This window comes from Streptomyces sp. NPDC051217 (assembly GCF_044455465.1).
In the GTDB taxonomy this organism is placed as follows: Bacteria; Actinomycetota; Actinomycetes; order Streptomycetales; family Streptomycetaceae; genus Streptomyces.
In genome coordinates this window covers 66,963-90,599 of record NZ_JBITEV010000008.1, presented here as the reverse complement: position 1 = coordinate 90,599, position 23,637 = coordinate 66,963, and the positions used below count along the sequence as shown (strand labels likewise).

Sequence of the window (23,637 nt, the reverse complement as noted above, 5' to 3'; positions counted from 1 at the left end):
CCTCGCCGGAGGGGCCGGACGGGGGCGCCGCGCGGAGCCCGACTGGCACTCAGCTTGACCGAGTGCTAATCGCGGTCATAGTGTCATGTCTGGCACTCCCCACTGGAGAGTGCCAATGCGTGACAGGACAGGTCCGGCACCCGCGACGACGGATCGACCCCGGTCACGCCACCCAGACAGTTAACCCCGTGAGATCTCCGAAGGGGGAGGTCGGATCGTGACGACCGCCAGCACCAAGGTTGCCATCAAGCCGCTCGAGGACCGCATTGTGGTCCAGCCGCTCGACGCAGAGCAGACCACGGCCTCTGGCCTGGTTATTCCGGACACTGCCAAGGAGAAGCCCCAGGAGGGCGTCGTCCTGGCCGTCGGTCCGGGTCGCTTCGAGAACGGCGAGCGTCTTCCGCTCGACGTTTCCGTCGGCGACGTCGTTCTGTACAGCAAGTACGGCGGTACTGAGGTGAAGTACACGGGCGAGGAGTACCTCGTCCTCTCGGCTCGCGACGTGCTCGCGATCATCGAGAAGTAATTCCACAGTCCGCTGTGAACTACGCCCCTGGCCCCCGCATCGCCGGGTGGTCCGGGGCGTAGTTCGTTGTTCGTTCGAGAGGACAAGAGAAAGCTCCCATGGCGAAGATCCTGAAGTTCGACGAGGACGCCCGTCGCGCCCTTGAGCGCGGCGTCAACAAGCTTGCCGACACGGTGAAGGTGACGATCGGCCCCAAGGGCCGCAACGTCGTCATCGACAAGAAGTTCGGCGCGCCGACCATCACCAACGACGGTGTCACGATCGCCCGCGAGGTCGAGCTCGACGACCCGTACGAGAACCTCGGCGCCCAGCTCGTGAAGGAGGTGGCGACCAAGACCAACGACATCGCGGGTGACGGCACCACCACCGCCACCGTGCTGGCCCAGGCGCTGGTCCGCGAGGGCCTGCGCAACGTCGCCGCCGGCGCCTCCCCGGCCGCCCTGAAGAAGGGCATCGACGCCGCGGTCGCCGCCGTCTCCAAGCAGCTGCTGGACACGGCCCGCCCGATCGACGACAAGACCGACATCGCCGCCGTCGCCGGGCTCTCCGCCCAGGACTCGCAGGTCGGCGAGCTCATCGCCGAGGCGATGGACAAGGTCGGCAAGGACGGTGTCATCACCGTCGAGGAGTCCAACACCTTCGGCCTGGAGCTGGAGTTCACCGAGGGCATGGCCTTCGACAAGGGCTACCTCTCGCCGTACATGGTGACCGACCAGGAGCGTATGGAGGCCGTCCTCGACGACCCGTACATCCTGATCAACCAGGGCAAGATCGGCTCCATCCAGGACATGCTCCCGCTGCTGGAGAAGGTCATCCAGGCGGGCGGCTCCCGGCCGCTGCTGATCATCGCCGAGGACGTCGAGGGCGAGGCGCTCTCCACCCTCGTCGTCAACAAGATCCGTGGGACCTTCAACGCCGTCGCGGTGAAGGCCCCCGGCTTCGGTGACCGCCGCAAGGCCATGCTCGGCGACATCGCCACCCTCACGGGCGCGACCGTCATCGCCGAAGAGGTCGGCCTCAAGCTCGACCAGGCCGGTCTCGACGTGCTGGGCACCGCCCGCCGCGTCACGGTCTCCAAGGACGACACCACGATCGTCGACGGCGGTGGCGAGAGCACCGAGGTCGCCGGACGCGTCAACCAGATCAAGGCCGAGATCGAGTCCACGGACTCCGACTGGGACCGCGAGAAGCTCCAGGAGCGCCTCGCGAAGCTGGCCGGCGGCGTGTGCGTGATCAAGGTCGGCGCCGCCACCGAGGTGGAGCTCAAGGAGAAGAAGCACCGTCTGGAGGACGCCATCTCCGCGACCCGCGCCGCGGTCGAGGAGGGCATCGTCTCCGGTGGTGGCTCCGCCCTGGTGCACGCCGCCAAGGTGCTGGAGGACGGCCTGGGCAAGACGGGCGACGAGGCCACCGGTGTCGCGGTCGTCCGCCGCGCCGTGGTCGAGCCGCTGCGCTGGATCGCCGAGAACGCCGGTCTTGAGGGCTACGTCATCACCGCGAAGGTCGCCGAGCTCGACGCGGGTCACGGCTTCAACGCCTCGACCGGCGAGTACGTCGACCTGGTGAAGGCCGGCGTCATCGACCCGGTCAAGGTCACCCGCTCCGCGCTGGAGAACGCCGCTTCCATCGCGTCGCTGCTCCTCACGACCGAGACCCTGGTCGTCGAGAAGCCGGCCGAGGAAGAGGGCGACGCCGGTCACGGCGGTCACGGCCACAGCCACTGAGGCAAGCAGCTCCGTGGTACACGCGCCGAGGCCCGGCGCCCCTTCGGGGGTGCCGGGCCTCGGCGCGTCCGGCGCGCGTTCCGGTGTACGGCTCAGGCCGAGTGCGGCAGCGCCGAGGGGTGTACGGGATCCTCGAACGGCAGCCCCTTCGCGTACCGTTCCACCTCGTCCAGCGCCTGGTCGGCCATCCGGTGGACCTCGCCGCCCAGCGAGCCCGCGACATGCGGGGTCAGCAGCACGTTCGGCAGGTCGTACAACGGCGAGTCCGGCGACGGCGGTTCGGGATCCGTCACGTCGAGCACCGCGCTCAGCCGGCCGGAGACCAGTTGCGGGAGCAGCGCGGCCTCGTCGATCAGCGAGCCGCGCGCGGTGTTGATCAGAGTGGCCCCGTCCGGCATCGCGGCGAGCTGGGCGGCGCCGATCATCCGATGGGTGGCCGGGACCTGCGGTGCGTGGACGGACACCACCTGGCTTCGCGCGCACAGCTCGGTCAGCGCCACCGGTTCGACACCGAGAGCCTCGGCGGCGGCGGTGTTGATGTATGGGTCGTACAGCAGGACGTCGAGGTCGAACGGCCGCAGCAGTTCGATCACCCGGCGGCCGATCCGGGACGCGCCGACGATGCCGACCGTACGGCGGTAGTTGCCCGCCCCGCCCAGCTCCTGGTGCCAGTCGTGGGAGGCGCGCAGCTCCCGGTGGCGGTGGGCCGTGCCGAGGACCCTCTTGCCCGCGAAGAGGATCGCGGCCAGCGTGTACTCGGCGACGGGCTTGGCGTTGGCCGCCGCGGCCGACGTGACCGCGATGCCCCGGTCCCAACAGGCGTCCGTGATGTGGTGCTTGACGGTGCCCGCCGCGTGCACGACGGCGCGCAGCCGCGGTGCGGCCCCGAGCACCTCGGCGGTGAGCGGAGGCGCGCCCCAGCAGGTGATCAGCAGTTCGGCGTCCGCGAGCGCGACGGCGACGGCGGGGTCCAGACCGGGGCCGGTGAGGGTGTGGGCGACGAGCCGCGGATCGGTGCGTACGAGGCCCCTCAGCCGGGCGAGATGAGCAGGCGAGAACAGCCGCTCCGCGATACCGGGACTCATCGAGAGCAGTGCGGAAGGCCGATTGTCGGTGGCGTCGTGCATGGTGGAAGTCGGTCTCCTCGTGGGTCCGCGGGGGTCACTCCAGGCGTCGGACGACGCTACTTGACGCTGTCGGCGGTGAGTCCGGCCTTCCAGTGTCGCTGGCGGGTGACGAAGGCGATGATCAGCGGGGTGACGGTGATCGCGGTTCGACCGCCCCGACCGCCCCGACCGCACCGACCGCACCGACCGCACCCTCCGCTACTGCGGGCCGTACTTCCGCCCCGTCTTCGACGTGATCCCGCCGAGCAGCCCGCGCGGCACGAGCTTCACCGCGCTCATCAGCGCCTTGTACCGGGGATCGGGCACCGACACCACCTTGCCGCGCGCCAGGTCGGCCAGCGCGGCCGTCACCAGCTTGTCGGCGTCCAGCCACATCCAGTTGGGGATGTTGTCCGTCCCCATGCCCGCCCGGTCGTGGAACTCCGTCCGCGTGAAGCCGGGGCAGAGCGCCATCAGCCGCACCCCTGTCCCCTCCAGGTCCCGAGAAGCCCCCTGGGTGAACTGCACGACCCACGCCTTCGACGCGCCGTACGTCCCGCGAGGCACGAACGCGGCCACCGACGACACGTTCACCACCCCGCCGCGCCCGCGCTCCCTCATCCCGGGGACGGCCGCCGACGTCAGCCGCAGCACCGCCTCGCAGTGCACCTTCAGCATCACCAGCTCGTCGGCCATCGAGACGTCGAGGAACCGGCCCTTGTTCCCGAACCCCGCGTTGTTGACCAGCAGATCGATGGGGTGCTTACGGTCGCCGAGACGCTCCTCGACCGCCGCGATGCCCAGGTCCGTGGAGAGGTCGGCCGTCAGCACCTCCGCCTCGATGCCGTGCAGGTCGTGGAGTTCGGTCGCCTGTTGCTGAAGGCGCACGGTGTCCCGTGCGACCAGCACCAGGTTGTGGCCGCTTCCCACCCCGCCGGAGGTCGTCCCGCCCGCCGCCAGCCGCCGCGCGAACGCGGCGCCGATCCCCGCTGTCGCACCCGTAATCAAAGCAGTCGTCATAGGCGGCACGGTAGACGGTCGCGCGCCCGGCGCGAACGGCCGTCCGACGGGCGGAAGGCGCCCCCGCCCACCTCGGGGCGTCCCCGGCGCACCGCTTCCCGTCCCGCTGTCGTTTCCGGCGTCACACCGCCCCGGCGCTCTCGGCGCTCCCCACCGGACCGTCGGCACTTCCGTCCGCCGGGCCGGGCACCGTTCCGGCGCCGCCCGCCCCGCCGTAGTTCGCCACGTACTCCCGCGCGATCCTCAACTCCTCGGTGTGCAGGGCCTCTCCGGCCGCCAGCACGCGCGGCAGCAGTTCCCGCTCGGTCGTCACGGCCCGGAAGGCGAGAGCCACCGTCACCTCGTGGTCGGGCCGGTGCACGATCTCGACCGGGTCGCCCGCCCGGACCTCTCCGGGCACCAGGACCCGGAAGTACGCACCGGTGACGCCCTGCCGGGTGAACCGCCTGACCCACCCCTTCTCACCGAGCCAGCCGGCGAACGTACGGCACGGAATCCGGCCGCTCGTCGCCTCCAGCACCAGATCGGGGCCGACCCGCCAACGCTCCCCGATCTTGGTCCCGTTGAGATCGAGACCGGACGTCGTGAGATTCTCGCCGAAGCCGCCATTGGCCAGCGGACGCCCCAACTCCCGCTCCCAGAAGTCCAGATCCTCCCGCGCGTACACGTACACGGCCTGGTCGCTGCCGCCGTGATGGCGCAGATCGCACACCGTGTCCCCGACGAGACCGCTCGCGCCCGTGCCCTTCCGGCCGGGATCGCGCACCGCGACCGGGCCGTCCACCGGCTGCTTGTCGATACCGGTCGCGCCTCCCGGCGCGTCCGTGTAGGCGACGGTCCTGGGGCGTCCCACATTCACGGTCAGAACTCTCATGCCAGGCACGCTAACCCGCCGCCCCGGTCCGATGCCTCTCAAATGCTCCACCCCTCATTTCTTCATACCCCCAAGCATCCCTTATGTTTGCGGAGTGATCGAAGCCCGTCATCTCCGTGTCCTGCGTGCCGTCGCCGCCACCGGCTCGTTCTCCGCCGCGGCGCGGGAACTGGGGTGCACCCAGCCCGCCGTCAGCCAGCAGATGAAGGGCCTCGAAGCCTCGGTCGGTACGACCCTGCTGATCAGGACCAGCCGCGAGATGCGCCTCACCCAGGCCGGCGAAGTGCTCGTACGGCACGCGACGGGCATCCTGTCGGGACTCACCGCCGCCGAGGAGGAGGTCGCCGCCATCGCGGGCCTTCGGGCCGGCCGGGTCCGGCTGGTCTCGTTCCCGAGCGGCAGCTCCACGCTCGTCCCCGCAGCACTGGCCGCCCTGCGCGCCGCCCACCCCGGCACCCGTGTCTCGCTGGTCGACGCGGAACCGCCACGCTCCGTCGAGATGCTGCGCGACGGCGACTGCGACGTGGCGCTGGCGTTCCGTTACGGCTCCACCGGCGGCGCCGAGGAGTGGGACGACCTGGTCGTACGCCCCCTGCTCACCGACCGGCTGGTGGGGCTGCTCCCCGAGGGCCACCGGCTGGCCCGGGCCGCCGCCGTCTCCATCGCGGACCTCGCCGACGAGTCCTGGATCGCGGGGTGCCCGCGCTGCCGTCGCCAACTGGTGGAGGCCTGCGAGAACGCGGGCTTCACCCCCCGTATCGACTTCGCGACGGACGACTACCCCGCGGTGATCGGCCTGGTCGGGGCCGGGCTCGGGGTCGCTTTCCTGCCGGAGCTGGCCATGGAGTCGGTGCTGCCGAAGGCCGCCCGTACGGTCACTGTCGAGCCCGCGGTCCGGCGGGAGATCGTCGCGCTCACCCTGCCCGATCTGGCACGGGTCCCGGCGGTGGCGGCGACGCTGGATCAACTGGAACGGGCCGCTTCGCGCTGACGCCGTCCCCGTCGCGCCCCCTTCCCCACCCCTGTCCCGCTCCCGCCCGTGACGGGAGCGCGGTACTCGGAGCGTCTGTGGCGAGGTGCGCGGTCAGTGCGCGGTCAATGCAGAAACGTTTCTGCGCAATGTTTGTCGCAGGTCAGGTACGCCCCGACCCGTTCACCCCCGTGGTCGCGATCAACCGGGCGCGGGCGCGCCCCATCAGTTCTTCGCGTTCGTCCTCCGTCAGCCCGCCCCAGACTCCGTACGGCTCCCGCACCGCCAGCGCGTGCGCCGCGCACTGCGCGCGGACCGGACATCTCATGCACACCTCTTTCGCCGAGGTTTCGCGAGCGCTGCGTGCCGCACCTCTCTCTCCCTCCGGGTGAAAGAACAGCGAACTGTCGACGCCGCGACAGGCCGCGAGGAGCTGCCAGTCCCACAGATCTGCGTTCGGTCCGGGAAGACGGGAGAAATCTGCCATTGCTCATGTCCCCTTGCATCCGTGGAGGCGGATATGGGTCGCCAAGGCGTGAGACGCGCTCAGGGACGCCGGGTACGAGCCCGACGTGCCGACCACATCTGCTCACGACCGTACATCTCCTGTGTAAGTAGATGTAAATATGACTCATTGCGAATCTAGCCACAGACACCAGCAAAAGCGAAGAAATGGCGCTAAATGGGGCATGGCTCAGAGTGATCGAGCGATGACCTGCGAGGCTCTGCTCTGTGTGCGCTTCCTCACGTAGAGTGCCGAGGGCGATTCCGGACCCGTAACTCTTTCGAGTGACCGTCGTTGAGTGGTCGAGGCGGTTGAAGGAAGAAGCGATCGGGCACATGTCCGATGGCGTCAATCGCACAGGTGACCACATGTACTCAGCCTGGAGGCTCAAGGTGACGCGCATCAGCTGCGGAGGGCGGCCATGACATCCGTCCTCGTCTGCGACGACTCCCCGCTTGCCCGAGAGGCGCTGCGCCGCGCGGTTGCGACCGTGCCCGGCGTCGAGCGCGTGACGACCGCGGCCAACGGTGAGGAAGTCCTCCGCCGCTGGGGCGCCGACCGCTCGGACCTGATTCTGATGGACGTACGCATGCCTGGTCTGGGCGGTGTCGAGACCGTTCGCCGGCTGCTGTCCGCCGATCCGGGCGCCCGGATCATCATGCTCACGGTCGCCGAGGACCTGGACGGTGTCGCGCTCGCGGTCGCCGCCGGTGCCCGCGGTTATCTGCACAAGGACGCGTCCCGCGCGGAGCTGCGCGCGACCGTCACACAGGCGCTCGCCGACCCGACGTGGCGGCTCGCCCCGCGCCGGCTCAGGTCGGCCGAGATGGGCGCCGCGCCCACACTCACGGCGCGTGAGATCCAGGTGCTCGAAGGCATGAGCCACGGCCGGTCGAACGCGGAGATCGGGCGCGAGCTCTTCCTCTCGGAGGACACGGTCAAGACACACGCCCGGCGGCTTTTCAAGAAGCTCGGCGCATCCGACCGCGCACACGCCGTGGCCCTCGGATTCCGCTGGGGTCTGGTCCGTTAGGCACTGGTCGGAGGCGCCCGGGCAGCTCGTCCGGACAGTCGCGTAACCCCGTCTGCCGGTGCGGCGGACGGGGCGGCGGAGAGGGTCACCGGTGCCCGTACGCCACAGTTTCCCGCCCGATGCCGCATCCTTGAGATGTGGAGTTCCTCGGGGACGAGTCGGGCGAGCGGAAGAGGAGGGCGCAGGAGATGAGTTCCGGCGCACCTGCTCATAACGCTTCGGTGCACAACTATGAACGTGGCGCCACGGATCGGCAGCCTCCGAGGCACCATGGGCGGATGCGCGATGACGAGACCACGGTGATCGGTGCGCTCGTTCACCGTGCCGTCGAGGGGGACGGGCAGGCCACGCACGATCTTCTGGCCCACGTGCATCCTCTCGCGCTGCGCTACTGCCGCACCCGGCTCAACCGACTGCCGGGTGACGCGCGCCACTTCGTGGAGGACCTCGCGCAGGAGGTCTGCGTCGCGGTCCTGATGGCGCTCCCGCGCTACAGGGACACCGGCAGGCCCTTCGAAGCCTTCGTCTTCGCCATCGCCGCGCACAAGGTCGCCGATCTCCAGCGGGCCGCCATGCGGCACCCCGGCTCGACGGCGGTGCCCTCCGACGAGATGCCCGAGCGGCCCGACGATTCCCTCGGCCCGGAGGAGCGCGCGCTGCTCAGCAGCGACGCCGAGTGGGCGAAGAAGCTCCTCGCCAACCTCCCGGACAACCAGCGCGAACTGCTCGTCCTGCGGGTCGCCGTGGGGCTGACCGCCGAGGAGACCGGCCAGATGCTGGGGATGTCGCCCGGCGCCGTACGGGTCGCGCAGCACCGCGCGCTCAGCAGACTGCGCGCGCTCGCCGAGCAGTAGCCGCACCCGGCGGCGGGCCCCGAGCGGTGGGGTGCGCCGCGGGACCGTGGAATCAGACGCCCCCGCTTCCCGTTAGCATGGACATCCGCACCGATCAAGGCCATTTGGGGAAGGTGTCATGACTGCAAACGTCGACGGAGTGCCCGAGAAGTTCGCGACGCTCGGGCTGACATACGACGACGTGCTGCTGCTCCCGGGCGCGTCCGACATGACGCCGGACGAGATCGACACCTCCTCGTACATCTCGAAGAACGTCAAGGTGAACATCCCGCTGCTCTCCGCGGCGATGGACAAGGTCACCGAGGCGCGCATGGCCATCGCCATGGCGCGCCAGGGCGGCGCCGGCGTGCTGCACCGCAATCTGTCGATCGCCGACCAGGCGAACCAGGTCGACCTCGTGAAGCGCTCCGAGTCCGGCATGGTCACCGACCCGATCACGGTCAACCCCGACGCGACGCTCGGCGAGGCGGATCAGCTCTGCGCCAAGTTCCGGATCAGCGGCGTCCCGGTCATCGACCGCTCGGGCAAGCTGCTCGGCATCGTCACCAACCGTGACATGGCCTTCGAGTCGGACCGTACGCGCCAGGTGCGCGAGGTCATGACGCCGATGCCGCTGGTCACCGGCAAGGTCGGCATCTCCGGCGTGGACGCCATGGAGCTGCTGCGCCGCCACAAGATCGAGAAACTGCCGCTGGTCGACGACGCCGGTGTCCTCAAGGGCCTCATCACGGTCAAGGACTTCGTCAAGGCCGAGAAGTACCCCAACGCGGCCAAGGACGCGGACGGCCGGCTCCTCGTCGGCGCGGCCGTCGGTGTCGCCGGTGACGCGTACGAGCGCGCCCAGGCGCTCATCGAGGCGGGCGTCGACTTCATCGTCGTCGACACCGCCCACGGCCACTCCCGGCTCGTCGGTGACATGGTCGCCAAGATCAAGTCGAACAGCACCGTCGACGTCGTCGGCGGCAACATCGCCACGCGCGACGGCGCCCAGTCGCTGATCGACGCCGGTGTCGACGGCATCAAGGTGGGCGTCGGCCCCGGCTCCATCTGTACGACGCGCGTCGTCGCCGGTATCGGCGTCCCGCAGGTCACCGCCATCTACGAGGCGTCGGTGGCCGCGAAGGCCGCGGGCGTCCCGGTCATCGGCGACGGCGGCCTCCAGTACAGCGGCGACATCGCGAAGGCCCTGGTCGCCGGCGCCGACACGGTGATGCTCGGCTCGCTGCTCGCGGGCTGCGAGGAGTCGCCGGGCGAGCTGATGTTCATCAACGGCAAGCAGTTCAAGTCGTACCGCGGCATGGGCTCGCTGGGCGCGATGCAGACCCGTGGCGAGCAGCGGTCGTTCTCCAAGGACCGGTATTTCCAGGAGGGCGTGGCGTCCGACGAGAAGCTGGTGCCCGAGGGCATCGAGGGACAGGTGCCGTACCGCGGTCCGCTCTCCTCGGTCGTGCACCAACTGACCGGCGGACTGCGGCAGTCGATGTTCTACGTCGGTGGCCGCACCGTCCCGCAGCTCCAGGACAACGGCCGCTTCGTACGGATCACCTCCGCGGGTCTCAAGGAGAGCCACCCGCACGACATCCAGATGACGGTCGAGGCGCCGAACTACACCAGGCGCTGACGTCCGGCTCGTCGGTGAGGGGCGGCCCCGCTCGATTCGGGGCCGCCCCTCACCGGTGTGCCGGGGCGGGTCGGGGATACTGAAGCCGCAGACGCAGAGGAAAGGCCACACATCGTGACTGAGATCGAGATCGGCCGCGGCAAGCGCGGACGCCGGGCGTACGCCTTCGACGACATCGCCGTCGTCCCCAGCCGGCGCACCCGCGACCCGAAGGAGGTCTCGATCGCCTGGCAGATCGACGCCTACCGCTTCGAGCTGCCGTTCCTGGCCGCCCCCATGGACTCCATCGTCTCGCCGAGCACCGCGATCCGCATCGGTGAGCTGGGCGGTCTCGGCGTGCTCAACCTCGAAGGTCTGTGGACCCGTTACGAGGACCCGCAGCCGCTGCTGGACGAGATCGCGGAGCTGGACCGGGCGACCGCCAACCGCAGGCTCCAGGAGATCTACGCCGCGCCGATCCAGGAGGAGCTGATCGGCCGGCGCATCAAGGAGGTGCGCGACTCGGGCGTGGTCACGGCCGCCGCACTGTCGCCGCAGCGAACCGCCCAGTTCTCCAAGGCGGTTGTGGACGCCGGGGTCGACATCTTCGTCATCCGGGGGACGACGGTCTCCGCCGAGCATGTCTCGGGCGCGGCCGAGCCGCTGAACCTGAAGCAGTTCATCTACGAGCTGGACGTCCCGGTCATCGTCGGCGGCTGCGCCACGTACACCGCCTCGCTGCACCTGATGCGTACCGGCGCGGCCGGTGTGCTGGTGGGCTTCGGCGGCGGGGCCGCACACACCACCCGTAACGTGCTGGGCATCCAGGTGCCGATGGCGACCGCGGTCGCGGACGTGGCCGCCGCGCGGCGCGACTACATGGACGAGTCCGGCGGCCGGTACGTGCACGTGATCGCCGACGGCGGCGTGGGCTGGTCCGGCGACCTGCCCAAGGCCGTGGCGTGCGGGGCGGACGCGGTGATGATGGGCTCCCCGCTGGCGCGCGCGAGCGACGCGCCGGGCAAGGGGCGCCACTGGGGCATGGAGGCGGTCCACGAGGACGTGCCGCGCGGCAAGTTGGTGGATTTGGGCGTCGTCGGGACGACCGAGGAGGTCCTGACCGGTCCCTCGCACAGCCCGGACGGCTCGATGAACTTCTTCGGCGCGCTCAAGAGGGCGATGGCGACGACCGGTTACAGCGAACTCAAGGAGTTCCAGCGCGTCGAGGTGACGGTCGCGGACTCGCAGCACAGCCGCTGAACCCGCGGAGGGTGCCGGCGGTCCTGTAGACGAACCCGGCCCGCGCCCCTGGCGTGGAGCGGAGAACCGCGCCCGGTCCGTCAGCGCCGCTGTTGTCGGCGGACCTGACGGACCTGGCGCGGACCACTGTCGGCCTACGCTCAGGCCTTCTTGGCCGCCGAGACCGCGGCGAACGCGGCGAGGGCGAAGAAGAGGAACGTCATCGCTTCCTTGCCCTCGTTCCACACCTCGGTCAGCAGGTTGAAGTGGTCGAACAGCATCTCCGTCGTCGACAGGCCCAGCTCCTCGGCCCCGATGATCGCGATGCCGAAGATCTGGCCCAGGTAGACGGCGGCCAGCGCGAACACGGCGCTGACGACGGCGAGGATCGGGTTACGTCCGCCGACCTTGCCCGCGACCAGACCGATGACGAAGCCGACAGCGATGGCGGCGAAACCGATCTCGCTCTCGATCGCACCGGCGATGCCGCCGTAGATCGCGGCGGCGGCGATCGCGGTGACGGCCGCAGCCGCCAGCCCGAGGCCCACGTTGTCGCGGACCGGCGGGGCCGGCGCGAAGGGGTTGCCCGGTCCGGGCGGGACGGGACCGCCGGCGAACGGGTTTCCGGGCGGCTGGAACGACTGGCTCATTTGAAGAATCCCCCAAGGAAAGCTCGCACCGTTGTGCGAGCGCCCTGGACCATAGCAGTCCGCTACGACACCGCCCCAGGCAATTGTCCGGCGGTGGACGGCGGGTGGGCCCGCCGCCTCAGAGACGGTGCGCCGCGCCCGCCGGGCTCGCTCCCCGGGTGTCGAGCAGCAACTGCGCCTTCACGGCGAGGCCCTGGAGGTCGTACGTACGGTGGTGCTGGAGCAGCACCGTCAGATCCGCCTGCGCCGCGGCCTCGTAAAGAGAGTCGGCGCGCGGCACGGGCAGATCGCGTACGCGCCAGTCGGGGACGTACGGGTCCTGGTAGCTGACGGTCGCGCCCAGGTCCATCAGCCGGCAGGCGATCTCGGTGGCCGGTGAGCTCTCCTGGTCGGCGTGGTCCTGCTTGTAGGTGACGCCGAGCAGCAGGACGCGGGCGCCGCGCGCGGACTTGCCGTGCTCGTTGAGGAGCGTGGCGCAGCGCTGGATCACGTACTGCGGCATGCGTGTGTTGATCTCCTGCGCGAGCCCGACCATGCGCAGCGGGTGGCCGGGGGTGCGGCCCGCGTGCGGGAGGTAGCTGGGGTCCATGGGGACGCCGTGGCCGCCCACGCCGGGGCCGGGGCGGAAGGCCTGGAAGCCGAACGGCTTGGTCTCGGCGCACCGGATGACGTCCCAGAGGTCGACGCCGAGGTCGTGGCAGAGCACCGCCATCTCGTTGACCAGGGCGATGTTGACGTGCCTGAAGTTGGTTTCGAGCAGCTTGACGGTCTCCGCCTCGCGCGGGCCGCGCGCGCGGACCACCTTGTCGGTGAGGCGTCCGTAGAAGGCGGCGGCGGATTCGGTGCAGGCCGGGGTGAGTCCGCCGATCACCTTGGGGGTGTTGGTGTGGCCGTGGGTGCGGCGGCCGGGGTCGAGACGGCCGGGGGAGTACGCGAGGTGGAAGTCGCGTCCGGCGCGCAGGCCCGAGCCCTCTTCCAGGATCGTGCGCAGGAACCCCTCCGTGGTGCCGGGGCCCGCCGGTGATTCGAGGAGCACGGTGGTGTGCGGGCGCAGCCGGGCGGCGAGGGCGCGCGCGGCCTCGCCGACGGCGGTGAGATCCAGCGTGCGGTCGGGGCCCAGCGGGGTGGGCGCGCAGATGACGGCGGTACGGACCCGGCCCAGCTCGGTCGGGTTGGTGGTGGGCCGGAAGCCGCCGGAGAGCATACGGCGCACGTCGGAGGCGGTGAGCGAGCCGTCGACCGGGGTGCGGCCCGCCGCCAGTTCGGCGACGGGCCGTGGATCGGAGTCGTAGCCGATGGTCTCGATGCCGGCGGCCACGGCGGCCTGGGCGAGGGGGAGGCCGAGATGGCCGAGTCCGATGACGGCGAGGTCTGCGGGCATGTGGGCCGTCCTTTCCCATAACCGGAGGGGACAGAGGGCGCAACCCCTGTGGACAGAACGAGCGAGCGCAATGTCAGACTAGGCGTAAATATGACCGATATGCGTCATTACATGGCCGGACATTGGTGGACATGTCTGCCGATTTAACGGGTCCGGTCCGATCTTCAGCCGGTGTTGTCCACAGCCGGTGGCTGAAGTCGGTGAGTGCGGACAGAATCGAAGAGCCCGAACAACACGGGGGCGACGGGAGGCAGCGGTGAGGACAGCGACACTGGGACCGGAGGAGCGTGCCACGGCTCTGGCGGAGATGGCCGAGCGGGAACTGGACGTGTTGGTCGTGGGCGCGGGCGTGGTCGGTGCCGGGACCGCGCTCGACGCCGTGACCCGCGGACTTTCGACCGGGCTCGTCGAGGCGCGGGACTGGGCCTCGGGCACGTCGAGCCGGTCGAGCAAGCTGATCCACGGCGGTCTGCGCTATCTGGAGATGCTCGACTTCGGCCTCGTCAGGGAGGCGCTCAAGGAGCGCGGCCTGCTGCTGGAGCGGCTGGCCCCGCATCTGGTGAAGCCGGTGCCGTTCCTCTACCCGTTGCGGCACAAGGGGTGGGAGCGGTTCTACGCGGGATCGGGCGTCGCGCTGTACGACGCGATGTCGTTCTCCTCGGGCCACGGCCGGGGCCTGCCGACGCACCGCCATCTCTCCCGCCGCCACGCGCTCCGCGTGGCTCCCGCGTTGAAGAAGGACGCGCTGGTGGGGGCGTTGCAGTACTACGACGCGCAGATGGACGACGCGCGTTATGTGGCCACCCTGGTGCGTACGGCCGCGAGCTACGGCGCGCATGTCGCCAGCAGGGCCCGCGTGGTCGGCTTCCTGCGCGAGGGCGAGCGGGTCGTGGGGGCGCGCGTGCGGGACGTGGACGGGGCCGGTGAGTACGAGGTCCGGGCGAAGCAGATCGTCAACGCGACCGGGGTGTGGACGGACGACACCCAGGCGCTGATCGGCGAGCGCGGACAGTTCCATGTCCGGGCGTCCAAGGGCATCCACCTCGTCGTGCCCAAGGACCGCATCCACTCCTCGACCGGGCTGATCCTGCGGACCGAGAAGTCGGTGCTGTTCGTCATCCCGTGGGGCAGGCACTGGATCGTGGGCACCACCGACACCGACTGGGACCTCGACAAGGCGCACCCGGCGGCCTCCAGCGCGGACATCGACTATCTCCTCGAACACGTCAACTCGGTCCTCGCCGTACCGCTGACGCGTGACGACGTGGAGGGGGTGTACGCGGGGCTGCGCCCGCTGCTGGCCGGCGAGTCCGACGCGACGAGCAAGCTGTCGCGCGAGCACACGGTGGCGCACCCGGTGCCGGGCATGGTCGTCGTCGCGGGCGGCAAGTACACGACGTACCGGGTCATGGCCAAGGACGCGGTGGACGAGGCGGTGCACGGCCTCGACCAGCGGGTGGCGGACTGCGTCACGGAGGACACCCCGCTGCTCGGCGCCGAGGGCTACCGCGCCCTGTGGAACGCGCGGGCGGGTATCGCCGCGCGGACCGGACTCCATGTGGTGCGCGTGGAGCATCTGCTCAACCGGTACGGGGCGATGGTCGAGGAGCTGCTGGAGCTGATCGCGGCCGACCCCGGGCTCGGCGAGCCGCTGGGCGCCGCCGAGGATTATCTGCGGGCCGAGATCGTGTACGCGGCGTCGCACGAGGGGGCGCGCCACCTGGACGACGTCCTGACGAGGCGGACGCGTATCTCGATCGAGACGTTCGACCGGGGGACGCGCTCCGCGCGTGAGTGCGCGGAGCTGATGGCGCCGGTGCTCGGCTGGGACAAGGACCAGATCGAGAAGGAGGTCGAGCACTACCGCAAGCGGGTGGAGGCGGAGCGCGAGTCGCAGCGGCAGCCGGACGACCTGACGGCGGACGCGGCGAGGCTCGGGGCGCCGGACATCGTGCCGCTGTGAGATGTCGGGGTGTCCGGGGTGTTCGGGTCTTCGGGCTGCTGTCCGAGATGAGTCGTCCGAGGTGGCCGAGGCGCCTGGGGTGAGTTGAGGCTGGTGGGGCGCCTGCGGCAGTCCTGTGACGAACGGCTCCGGGCACCCCTGTTCGACCCTCGAACAGGGGCATGACCAGCGACGCGATCCGCCGCGCCCCGCCCAACCGCCCCGCGCCGGACTCCGCTTGGGACCTCGTCCCGGCGGACGGCGGACCCGGGAGCATCGCATGCGCCGGAGTGAGGGACAATGAGGGCTCTGTCAGGGCGCGTTACCGCGCCGCGCGCGGGCAGATGCCAGGGGCCTGTCTTCGAACTGGCCCCGCCCGCCCGCAGGGCCGACGGACGACAGTGACGTCAGGCCCAGGCGCGGGCGGACACCAGGGAACGCAGAGGGGACGCATGGCGGAGGCGGAGCAGTCGCGGGATACGGCGCGGGACCCCGGGAACGACACGGACGACACGGAGCGAGAGGCCAGAGCGACCTCCGAAACCCCATCGACCCCCGAGGCCGGATCGCCCTCCGAGGGGCGCCTCCTCGCCGGACGGTACCGACTCGGTGAGGTGCTCGGCCGCGGTGGAATGGGCACGGTCTGGCGGGCTGTCGACGAGACGCTGGGCCGCACGGTCGCCGTCAAGGAGCTGCGCTTCCCCAGCAGCATCGACGAGGACGAGAAGCGCCGCCTCATCACGCGCACACTGCGCGAGGCCAAGGCGATCGCCCGTATCCGCAGCAACGGGGCGGTCACGGTCTACGACGTCGTGGACGAGGACGACCGGCCGTGGATCGTCATGGAACTGATCGAGGGCAAGTCCCTCGCCGATGTCGTCCGCGAGGACGGGATCCTCACCCCGAGGCGCGCCGCCGAGGTCGGGCTCGCGATTCTCGACGTGCTGCGCTCGGCCCACCGGCAGGGCATCCTGCACCGGGACGTGAAGCCGTCCAACGTGCTGATCGCCGATGACGGACGCGTCGTCCTCACCGACTTCGGCATCGCACAGGTGGAGGGCGACCCGTCGGTCACCTCGACCGGCATGCTCGTCGGCGCCCCCTCGTACATCTCGCCGGAGCGCGCCCGCGGCAAGAAGCCCGGTCCCGCCGCCGACCTGTGGTCGCTGGGCGGACTCCTCTACGCGTCGGTCGAGGGCTGCCCGCCGTACGACAAGGGGTCGGCCATCGCGACCCTCACCGCCGTCATGACCGAGCCGCTCGACCCGCCGAAGAACGCGGGCGCGCTGGAAGAGGTCATCTACGGTCTGCTGGCCAAGGACCCGGCGCTACGGCTCGACGAGCCGGGCGCGCGGGCCCTGCTCCAGGACGTCATCGACGCCCCCGACCCCTCGGTGCTGCCCGAACCGGCCGCCGACGCCACCCGGGTCGTGCCGCTCCCGCCGGTGCCCGCGCCCCGGTCCAAGAGCAGGACCAAGGAACCGGTCGGCAGCGGAAGCGTCGCCGGCGGCGGACAGCGGCCGGGCCGGACGACGGGCGCCGGTGCGGGTGCCGCCGGTACGGGCGCCGCGGCCGCGTCGCCGTCCGCACCCGCGCCCACACCGGGCGGCGGCACCGCGCGGACCACGGCCACGCGGGCGTCGCTCACCGATGTCGTCCCGCGCCGCACGTTGATGATCATCGCGGGCGTCGTCGTGCTGGCGATCCTCGCCGTCGTCCTGGCCGTCGCCCTGAGCGACGACTCGGACAAGACGGCCGGGGGCGACACGGGCAAGGACGACACCGCCACGTCGGCGGGGGCCTCCGCGGGTGACGACGCCAAGAGCGGCGCCGAGGACACGGCGGGCCAGGACAAGCAGCAGGATTCGGCCAAGGACAGCGGTGACGGCAACGCGTCGGACGGCCGGCCTTCGGACGACCCCGGTACGGACAACTCGGGTCCGGGTTCCGGCGATTCCGACTCGGACTCCGGTTCGGGCGGCAAGGGGCTTCCGGACGACTTCAAGGTGATCACTGACCAGCAGTTCCGCTTCTCCATGGCGATGCCCGACGATTTCCGGCGTACCGGTACGGCGGGCCAGAGTTCGGGCGGGATCTACAGCGAGAACGGCGAATTCCCCCGTATCCAGGTCGACTTCAACGCGAAGCCGACCGACGACGCGAAGCTCGCCTGGGAGCAGCTCGAAGCCCAGATAAAAGGCACCCTCGGCAACTACAAGCGCCTGAAGCTCGCGTCGGTGGATTTCAACGGCTATCCGACCACCGCCGACTGGGAGTTCGAGCGCGACCAGAACGGCGAACGGGTGCGTGTGCTGAATCGTGGCTTCAAGGTCGACGCCACCCACGGCTACGCGATCATGATCACCTGTGAGGCGAGCGAGTGGAACGACGACGAGTGCCGGACGCTCCGTGAGACGGCGTACAGCACTTTCAAGCCGTCGAACTGACAGCGAGGCGCGGCGTGAACACGTCGCGATGGCGTGAACTGACGGGCGATACCACTCGTTCCGGTGATTGATGCGACTGTCTGTGGAGCGGCGCGCAAGATGACCGGAACGGGCCACGGCGGGTAGCGGCCCGGTGCGCCGGGGCGTACGGGCGCAGGTTGCCGGGAAGGTTAAGACCTGTGTTGCGGCGACCCGGCGGCATATTTGTGTGCGGCCACGTATCGTGAGAGCTCGCGGACCGTACGCAGTCACAATGGGCCGGTAAACGACCGGAATTGGCGGTTTCGCGAGGTCTCCGACGATCCGGAGACCCGGGGACAGCGCGCGTGTGGGAGGCGTCGTGGACGACTACGCGGGACGGGTGCTTGCCGACCGCTACCGCCTGCCCCTGCCTCCGTCCGACGAGTTCGATCTCGTCGAGACGCGTGCGTTCGACACCTACAGCGGGCAGGAAGTCCTTGTCAGGCAAGTGCCGTTGCCGGAGGTCGTGGACGCCGAGATGGTCGACCCGGACGGCGCCGCGGCCACGCGGCGGGTCTCGGGCCGCACGACACGCAGGCCCACGGACCCGGCGGTGCGCCGTGCCATCGATGCCGCGCAGAGCGCCGCGCAGATCCCCGACCACCCCCGGCTCGACCAGGTCTTCGACGTCTTCGCCGAGGGCGGCTCGCTGTGGATAGTGAGTGAACTGGTCGCGGCCAGGCCGCTGGCCGCCCTGCTCGCCGAGAAGCCGCTCAACCCCTACCGCGCGGCCGAGATCGCCTCGGACGTGCTCACCGCCGTGCGGGTGCTGCACGCCCACGGCTGGACCCACCGGAACATCACCATCCGCACGGTGCTCGTCTGCGACGACGGGCGCGTGGTGCTCACCGGCCTCGCGGCCGGCGCGGCCGAGGAGGCGCTCTGCGGCTACATGCCGGTGCCGCCATCGCCCGAAGAGGGCGGTTTCGACGCCGGTTACCGGCCTGTCGGCGAGATTCCCGGGCCCGTTCCCGGCACCGAACAGGCACCGGGTCCGCAGACGGGCCTCGGCCTCGGCGGCGGTACGGACATGGCGGGCCTGCCGGATGGCGGCCCGGGTGTCGCGGGAATCCCCCCGGGCCGGACCGGCACCTCCGAGGCACTGCCGCCCGGGACCGCGCTGGGCGTACCGGTGGGGCCCGCCTCGCCGGGGCGCGCCGCGCTGGAGACGGCCCGCTCGGCCGACGGTCCGTACGGCGAAGCGACCTACGGGGACGGCACGTACGGCGGCCGGTCCTACGGCGAAGTCCCTTACGCCCAGGGCCCGTACGGGACCGACGCGTCGGGCCGGCCCGTCGTGGGCCGCGGCCCGGACACCGGTGACACCGGAACCCGCCCCGACGGCGGCCGGGGAGGCGCGGACGACGCCGACGGCCCGGACGCCGACGGCCGGGACGCCGACGGCCGGGACGCACATGGCGGTACGGGCACGGGCGCCGACAGCGGTACGGGAGCGGCCCCCGTCCTCCCGTACACCGGCCCGCCCGCCCTGCCCGCCAACCCCTCCCGCGGCGGTCCGGCGGACACCCGCGCCGCGCGCGCCGGAGCCATCGCGGCCTACCGCGCCGGAGCGCGCGCCGCCGCCCGTGTCACCGAGGACCAGCAGCGCGACAGCGGCACCGCCCCCGCACAGCGCCCCGTGCGTCTGTCGGACCCCTCGGCCCCCGCGGGCCGCGGCGGCGCCCCGGAGGGCCCCCCGGGCGGGGCCGGAGCGGCCGGACCCTCGCAGAGCGACAACCGCGACCCCGACTGGTGGGCGATGCCGCCCCGCGAGATCGACGCCGGGCGCGGAAGGTACGACGACGACGCCGGCGACCCCGACGACCCCGACACGGACGACGACGACCCGGGCCCGCCCCGCCGCGTCCAGCTGGCAGGCACCTGGCACGACGGTCCGTCCGCCCCCGGCGACGGCTCCGCCCCGCTGTCCGCGGGCGGCGGCGACCCGTATCACCAGGCGTCGGGCGGCCGTGGCGTACCGGCGCTGCCCCCGGCCGGCGGCTCCTCCCCCTACCTCCCGCGGCAGAGCGCGGGCGGCTCGGGCACCACCGGCAGCGGCGGCAGTTGGCACGGCTCGGGCACCAGCGACGCCATGCGCGCCGACGCCCAGCGCCAGTCGTCGAACCTGCCCGCCGTCCCCGGCTCCGCCGCACCGGCGGGCCGCTGGGACGATGTCGTCGCGAGCGGCGCGACCCCCGCCTACCGGGGCCCCGCCACCCCGCTCGCCGCCGAACGCGCGCGCCAGGCACGGATAGCCGTCGTCGGCGCCGTCACCGAGCGATGGGCACCCGAGCAGGCCGGCCCGGTGCACGAGAACTGGCAGCTCGCCCCGCCCATCGGCCCGTCCACCGACCTGTGGGCGCTGGGCGCGCTGCTCTACCGCGCGGTCCAGGGCCACGCACCGTATCCGGAGGAGAGCGCGGCCGAGCTGGTCCAGCTCGTCTGCGCCGAACCGCCCGCGTTCGCCGAGGAGTGCGGCCCGCTGCGTCCCGTCGTCGAGTCGCTGCTCCGGCAGGACCCCACGGAGCGGCCCGACTTCGAGGAGCTGCGCGGCTGGCTGCGTTCGCTGGTGCGCTCGGCGCCCGAGCCCGACGCGGGGCTCGACGTCGTGGCCGTGCCCTCCGTCGACGAGCGGCTGCCCATCGTGCGCCGCAGGGGCGAGCTGGTCCGCAAGCGCCGAGGCCGCGGCCGGGGCGGCGACGCCGGCCGGCACCGCCACAAGAAGGTCAAGGAGCGCAAGGAGAAGGGCGGCAGGGCCTCCGAGCGGCGCGGCGTGGCGCACGCGTCGCACGGTGAGACATATGTGGAGCCGCGCCGCGAGCGGCCGGACCGCTCGTACGCCGAACGGGACCACCGGGACGACGACTTCGGCGACAGGGAGTACCGCGAGCCCAGGCAGCGGCCGAAGGGCGGCAGCGGGTCGCCGCGCTCGCTCGGGCGCACCCTGCTCGTCGTGATCCTCGTGCTGATGGTCGCGGCCATCGCCTTCGCCGTGATGTTCCTGCCGAAGGCCGACGAGAAGCAGTCGCCGACCGGGGCGGGTTCGAATCCGAGCGCGCCGGCGTCGCCGCAGCCGCAGAACCCGGACACGACCCCGGACAACGGCGCCGACGAGCCCGCGGACCCCAACTCCTCGACACCGCAGACCTCCGGGTCCCCGGCCGACCTCGCGGCCGGCTATGTCCTGCGCAAGGACACCGAGGGCTTCGAGATCGGCGTGGACAAGAGCTGGGAGCGCCGGCCGATCAACGACAGTGGCCAAGTCCGCTACGTACGAGGTGACTACACGCTCATCGTCGTGCCGGGACGCGACACCGTGGCCGACAACGGCGGCGACCCGATGGCCTACCAGGCCGACAAGGAAAGGGAGTTGCAGCCCTTCCGGGATTCGTCCTGGGCCACCTCATCGGGTCTGCGCCGGATCGACGTCGGACAACAGCCCATGGCCGAGGGTCAGTTCACCTGGCAGAACAGCAGCGGGCAGGAGGTCTACGTCCGGAATCTCGTCATGATCGTCAAGGACAGCTACCACGTCATCCAGGTCATCGGCCCGGAGAACGAGCGGGACAAGGTCTCCGAGATCTACCAACAGGCCACCGGCTCCTACCGGATCACCCGTTGACGGGCCGTCGGCCGACCGTCGGCCGACCGCCGGCCGACCGAGCACCTACCAACCACCGACCGACGGCCGAATCCTCACCGGCCCTTCGCTGAAGGCTCTCTGACGGGCCGTCCGGTCGCGTCGTTCGTGTCACGGTGCGGTTTCATGCGCGGGCCCAGGTTCCGTGTCCGCGCGTCCGCTCCGTAATCTGTCATTCCGAGGAGCAGTCGGGGGCACCAGGCGGGGGCACGTGGAACATTCTGAGGAAACGCGCGAGGGCCAGATGCTCGCCGGGCGCTACAAGCTCGGCGAGGCCATCGGCAGAGGCGGCATGGGCCAGGTCTGGCGGGCCTACGACGAACTCCTCAACAGGACAGTCGCGATCAAGGAGTTGACGGCCGCGCTGTACGTCTCTGCGGCCGACCGCGGGGTGCTGCACGCCCGCACCCAGAAAGAGGCCAGAGCCGCGGCCCGGATCAGCCATCCCGCCGTGGTGACGGTCCATGACGTGCTCGACCACGGCGGCCGGCCGTGGATCGTCATGCAGTACGTGGACGGCCCCTCGCTCGCGGACGCGCTCAAGTCCGACCCCATCGTGATACGGGAGGCGGCCCGGATCGGCCTCCAGGTGCTCGGCGCGCTGCGCGCCGCGCACGCGGCCGGGGTGCTGCACCGCGACGTCAAGCCCGGCAATGTCCTCCTCGCTCGGGACGGCCGCGTGCTGCTGACGGACTTCGGGATCGCCGCCATCGAGGGCGACTCGGCCATCACCCGGACCGGTGAACTCGTCGGCTCCATCGACTACTTGGCACCCGAGCGGGTGCGCGGCAGCGATCCGGGGCCGGCCTCCGACCTGTGGTCGCTCGGTGCGACGCTGCACACGGCGGTCGAAGGGACGTCACCGTTCCGCCGTACGTCGGCGGTGGCCACCATGCAGGCGGTGATCACCGACGAACCGCCGGCTCCCGTACGTGCCGGGCCGCTCGCGCCCGTGATCACCGCGCTGCTGCACAAGGACCCGGAGGCCCGCCCGGACTCCGCCGAGGCCGAGCGGATGCTGCGGGAGGTGCTGGAGGGGCGGGAGCCCGAGGCGGCGCGGCGGGAGGCCGCGACGGCCCCGGTGCCGCCCTACACACCGCACCAGCGGGACCAGCAGCCGGGAACCCCGGGGCCCCAGGCCCAGCACCCGCAGGCCCCACAGCCCCAGCACCTCCACACCCCGCCGCCGCACACCGCGACGCCGTACCCCTCCCCGTACGGGCACACACCGCTGCACGCGTACCCGCAGTCGACCGGTCCACAGACCGCCACCACGCCCGCCGGGAAGCGCCGTTGGCCGGTCGTGGTCGTCGCGGTCGTCGCCGCCGCACTGGTCGGCGGCGTGGCGGGCTACTTCGCGATCGAGGCCGGGAACAGGGACGACCCGGGCACGAGCGCCGGCGCGAACCCGGAGCCGAGCGGCGACTCCTCCGACGACGGCAAGGAGCCGAGCGCGAACGCCGGCACGGGCGGCAGTGGCAGTGGCAGCGGCGGCGAGGACAGCACCGGCGGCGAGAGCACCGACGGCGAGGACAGCACCGACGGCGAGAGCACCGACGCCGGCGCCGTCCCCGACGGCTGGGTGCGGGTGGACGATCCGGCGGGCTTCAGCCTCATCGTCCCCGAGGGCTGGCAGCGCCAGATGGACGGCGACCAGATCGACTACACCCCCGACAACGGCCTTCACCTCCTGCGTATCGCCGTCGACACCACACCGGACTTCGAGAATCCCCTCCAGCACATGAAGAACATGGAGCTGGACGTCGGCAAACTGCCCCAGTACGACCGGGTCGAGATGCGTCCCAACAATTTCCGCGGCCAGACGAAGGCCGCGCTCTGGGAGTTCACCTGGACCGAGGAACAGGGACACAAGGGGGAGCGCCGCGCGATCGACCAGATGTACTACTCGGCCGACGGCTCGACCGAGTACGCGCTCTACATGTCCGGTCCGGTCGGCGACTGGTCCACCACTTGGTCCCAGTTCAACATCATGCTCGGCGGCTGGCAGCCGGACGGCGAGGGCGGCTCGGACAGCGCGAGCGAGTGAGGGCAAGGCCGCACGAGCGCAAGAGCCCGTGTGGCGCACGAGTGGGACCGTGATGTCA

The 23,637-nt window shown here is 71.2% G+C and carries 17 protein-coding genes; 11 read left to right on the top strand and 6 right to left on the bottom strand.

Going from position 1 to position 23,637, the window contains the following annotated elements:
- The first annotated feature begins 217 nt into the window (after positions 1-217).
- Together groES and groL are read left to right on the top strand one after the other, a co-directional pair.
- Positions 218-526, top strand: coding sequence for a co-chaperone GroES (groES, locus tag ACIBBB_RS19430; protein WP_189107608.1), 309 nt, complete (start codon positions 218-220; stop codon positions 524-526).
- A gap of 98 nt (positions 527-624) precedes the next feature.
- Entirely contained in the window at positions 625-2,250 is a 1,626-nt protein-coding gene (gene groL / locus ACIBBB_RS19425; RefSeq protein ID WP_398983531.1) for a chaperonin GroEL, read from the top strand.
- A 92-nt stretch (positions 2,251-2,342) separates the two neighbouring features.
- Here groL and ACIBBB_RS19420 read toward each other — a convergent pair whose 3' ends face one another.
- The 3 genes from ACIBBB_RS19420 to ACIBBB_RS19410 form a co-directional block, all read right to left on the bottom strand.
- The gene (locus ACIBBB_RS19420; RefSeq protein ID WP_398983529.1) at positions 2,343-3,377 is read right to left on the bottom strand and encodes a hydroxyacid dehydrogenase; all 1,035 of its coding nucleotides are present in this window, start codon (positions 3,375-3,377) and stop codon (positions 2,343-2,345) included.
- A gap of 198 nt (positions 3,378-3,575) precedes the next feature.
- Complete coding sequence (locus tag ACIBBB_RS19415; protein WP_398983527.1) at positions 3,576-4,376, bottom strand: SDR family NAD(P)-dependent oxidoreductase; 801 nt, start codon at positions 4,374-4,376, stop codon at positions 3,576-3,578.
- Positions 4,377-4,497: 121 nt separating this feature from the next.
- Positions 4,498-5,250, bottom strand: a complete 753-nt coding sequence (locus ACIBBB_RS19410) for an MOSC domain-containing protein (RefSeq protein ID WP_398983525.1) — start codon at positions 5,248-5,250, stop codon at positions 4,498-4,500.
- A gap of 94 nt (positions 5,251-5,344) precedes the next feature.
- Between ACIBBB_RS19410 and ACIBBB_RS19405 the strand changes: the two genes are divergently transcribed.
- Positions 5,345-6,241, top strand: a complete 897-nt coding sequence (locus tag ACIBBB_RS19405) for a LysR family transcriptional regulator (RefSeq protein ID WP_398983523.1) — start codon at positions 5,345-5,347, stop codon at positions 6,239-6,241.
- A gap of 142 nt (positions 6,242-6,383) precedes the next feature.
- Here ACIBBB_RS19405 and ACIBBB_RS19400 read toward each other — a convergent pair whose 3' ends face one another.
- Positions 6,384-6,707, bottom strand: a complete 324-nt coding sequence (locus ACIBBB_RS19400; protein WP_398983521.1) for a WhiB family transcriptional regulator — start codon at positions 6,705-6,707, stop codon at positions 6,384-6,386.
- A gap of 439 nt (positions 6,708-7,146) precedes the next feature.
- Here ACIBBB_RS19400 and ACIBBB_RS19395 point away from each other — a divergent pair, with 439 nt between their 5' ends.
- The 4 genes from ACIBBB_RS19395 (at position 7,147) to ACIBBB_RS19380 (ending at position 11,472) form a co-directional block, all read left to right on the top strand.
- Positions 7,147-7,758 carry a response regulator transcription factor gene (locus ACIBBB_RS19395; protein WP_003948568.1) on the top strand — a complete coding sequence of 204 codons (612 nt, stop codon included), beginning with the start codon at positions 7,147-7,149 and terminating at the stop codon, positions 7,756-7,758.
- Between the two features lie 278 nt (positions 7,759-8,036).
- Positions 8,037-8,612 (top strand): sigma-70 family RNA polymerase sigma factor, encoded by a 576-nt coding sequence (locus tag ACIBBB_RS19390; protein WP_189107598.1) that lies wholly within the window; start codon positions 8,037-8,039, stop codon positions 8,610-8,612.
- 118 nt (positions 8,613-8,730) lie between these two features.
- Positions 8,731-10,233, top strand: a complete 1,503-nt coding sequence (gene guaB / locus ACIBBB_RS19385) for an IMP dehydrogenase (RefSeq protein ID WP_398983519.1) — start codon at positions 8,731-8,733, stop codon at positions 10,231-10,233.
- Positions 10,234-10,347: 114 nt separating this feature from the next.
- Entirely contained in the window at positions 10,348-11,472 is a 1,125-nt protein-coding gene (locus tag ACIBBB_RS19380) for a GuaB3 family IMP dehydrogenase-related protein (protein WP_398983517.1), read from the top strand.
- 140 nt (positions 11,473-11,612) lie between these two features.
- Here ACIBBB_RS19380 and ACIBBB_RS19375 read toward each other — a convergent pair whose 3' ends face one another.
- Positions 11,613-12,101, bottom strand: a complete 489-nt coding sequence (locus ACIBBB_RS19375; RefSeq protein WP_398983516.1) for a hypothetical protein — start codon at positions 12,099-12,101, stop codon at positions 11,613-11,615.
- 118 nt (positions 12,102-12,219) lie between these two features.
- Entirely contained in the window at positions 12,220-13,482 is a 1,263-nt protein-coding gene (locus ACIBBB_RS19370) for a nucleotide sugar dehydrogenase (protein ID WP_398983514.1), read from the bottom strand.
- Between the two features lie 256 nt (positions 13,483-13,738).
- Here ACIBBB_RS19370 and ACIBBB_RS19365 point away from each other — a divergent pair, with 256 nt between their 5' ends.
- The 4 genes from ACIBBB_RS19365 (at position 13,739) to ACIBBB_RS19350 (ending at position 23,579) form a co-directional block, all read left to right on the top strand.
- Positions 13,739-15,445 carry a glycerol-3-phosphate dehydrogenase/oxidase gene (locus ACIBBB_RS19365; protein ID WP_398983512.1) on the top strand — a complete coding sequence of 569 codons (1,707 nt, stop codon included), beginning with the start codon at positions 13,739-13,741 and terminating at the stop codon, positions 15,443-15,445.
- A gap of 431 nt (positions 15,446-15,876) precedes the next feature.
- Positions 15,877-17,871: a protein kinase gene (locus tag ACIBBB_RS19360; RefSeq protein ID WP_398983510.1), complete on the top strand. Its 1,995-nt coding sequence runs from the start codon at positions 15,877-15,879 to the stop codon at positions 17,869-17,871.
- A gap of 340 nt (positions 17,872-18,211) precedes the next feature.
- On the top strand, positions 18,212-21,514 hold the full coding sequence (locus tag ACIBBB_RS19355) for a protein kinase (RefSeq protein WP_398983508.1): 3,303 nt from the start codon (positions 18,212-18,214) through the stop codon (positions 21,512-21,514).
- Between the two features lie 229 nt (positions 21,515-21,743).
- Complete coding sequence (locus ACIBBB_RS19350) at positions 21,744-23,579, top strand: protein kinase (RefSeq protein WP_398983506.1); 1,836 nt, start codon at positions 21,744-21,746, stop codon at positions 23,577-23,579.
- Positions 23,580-23,637 lie beyond the last annotated feature (58 nt).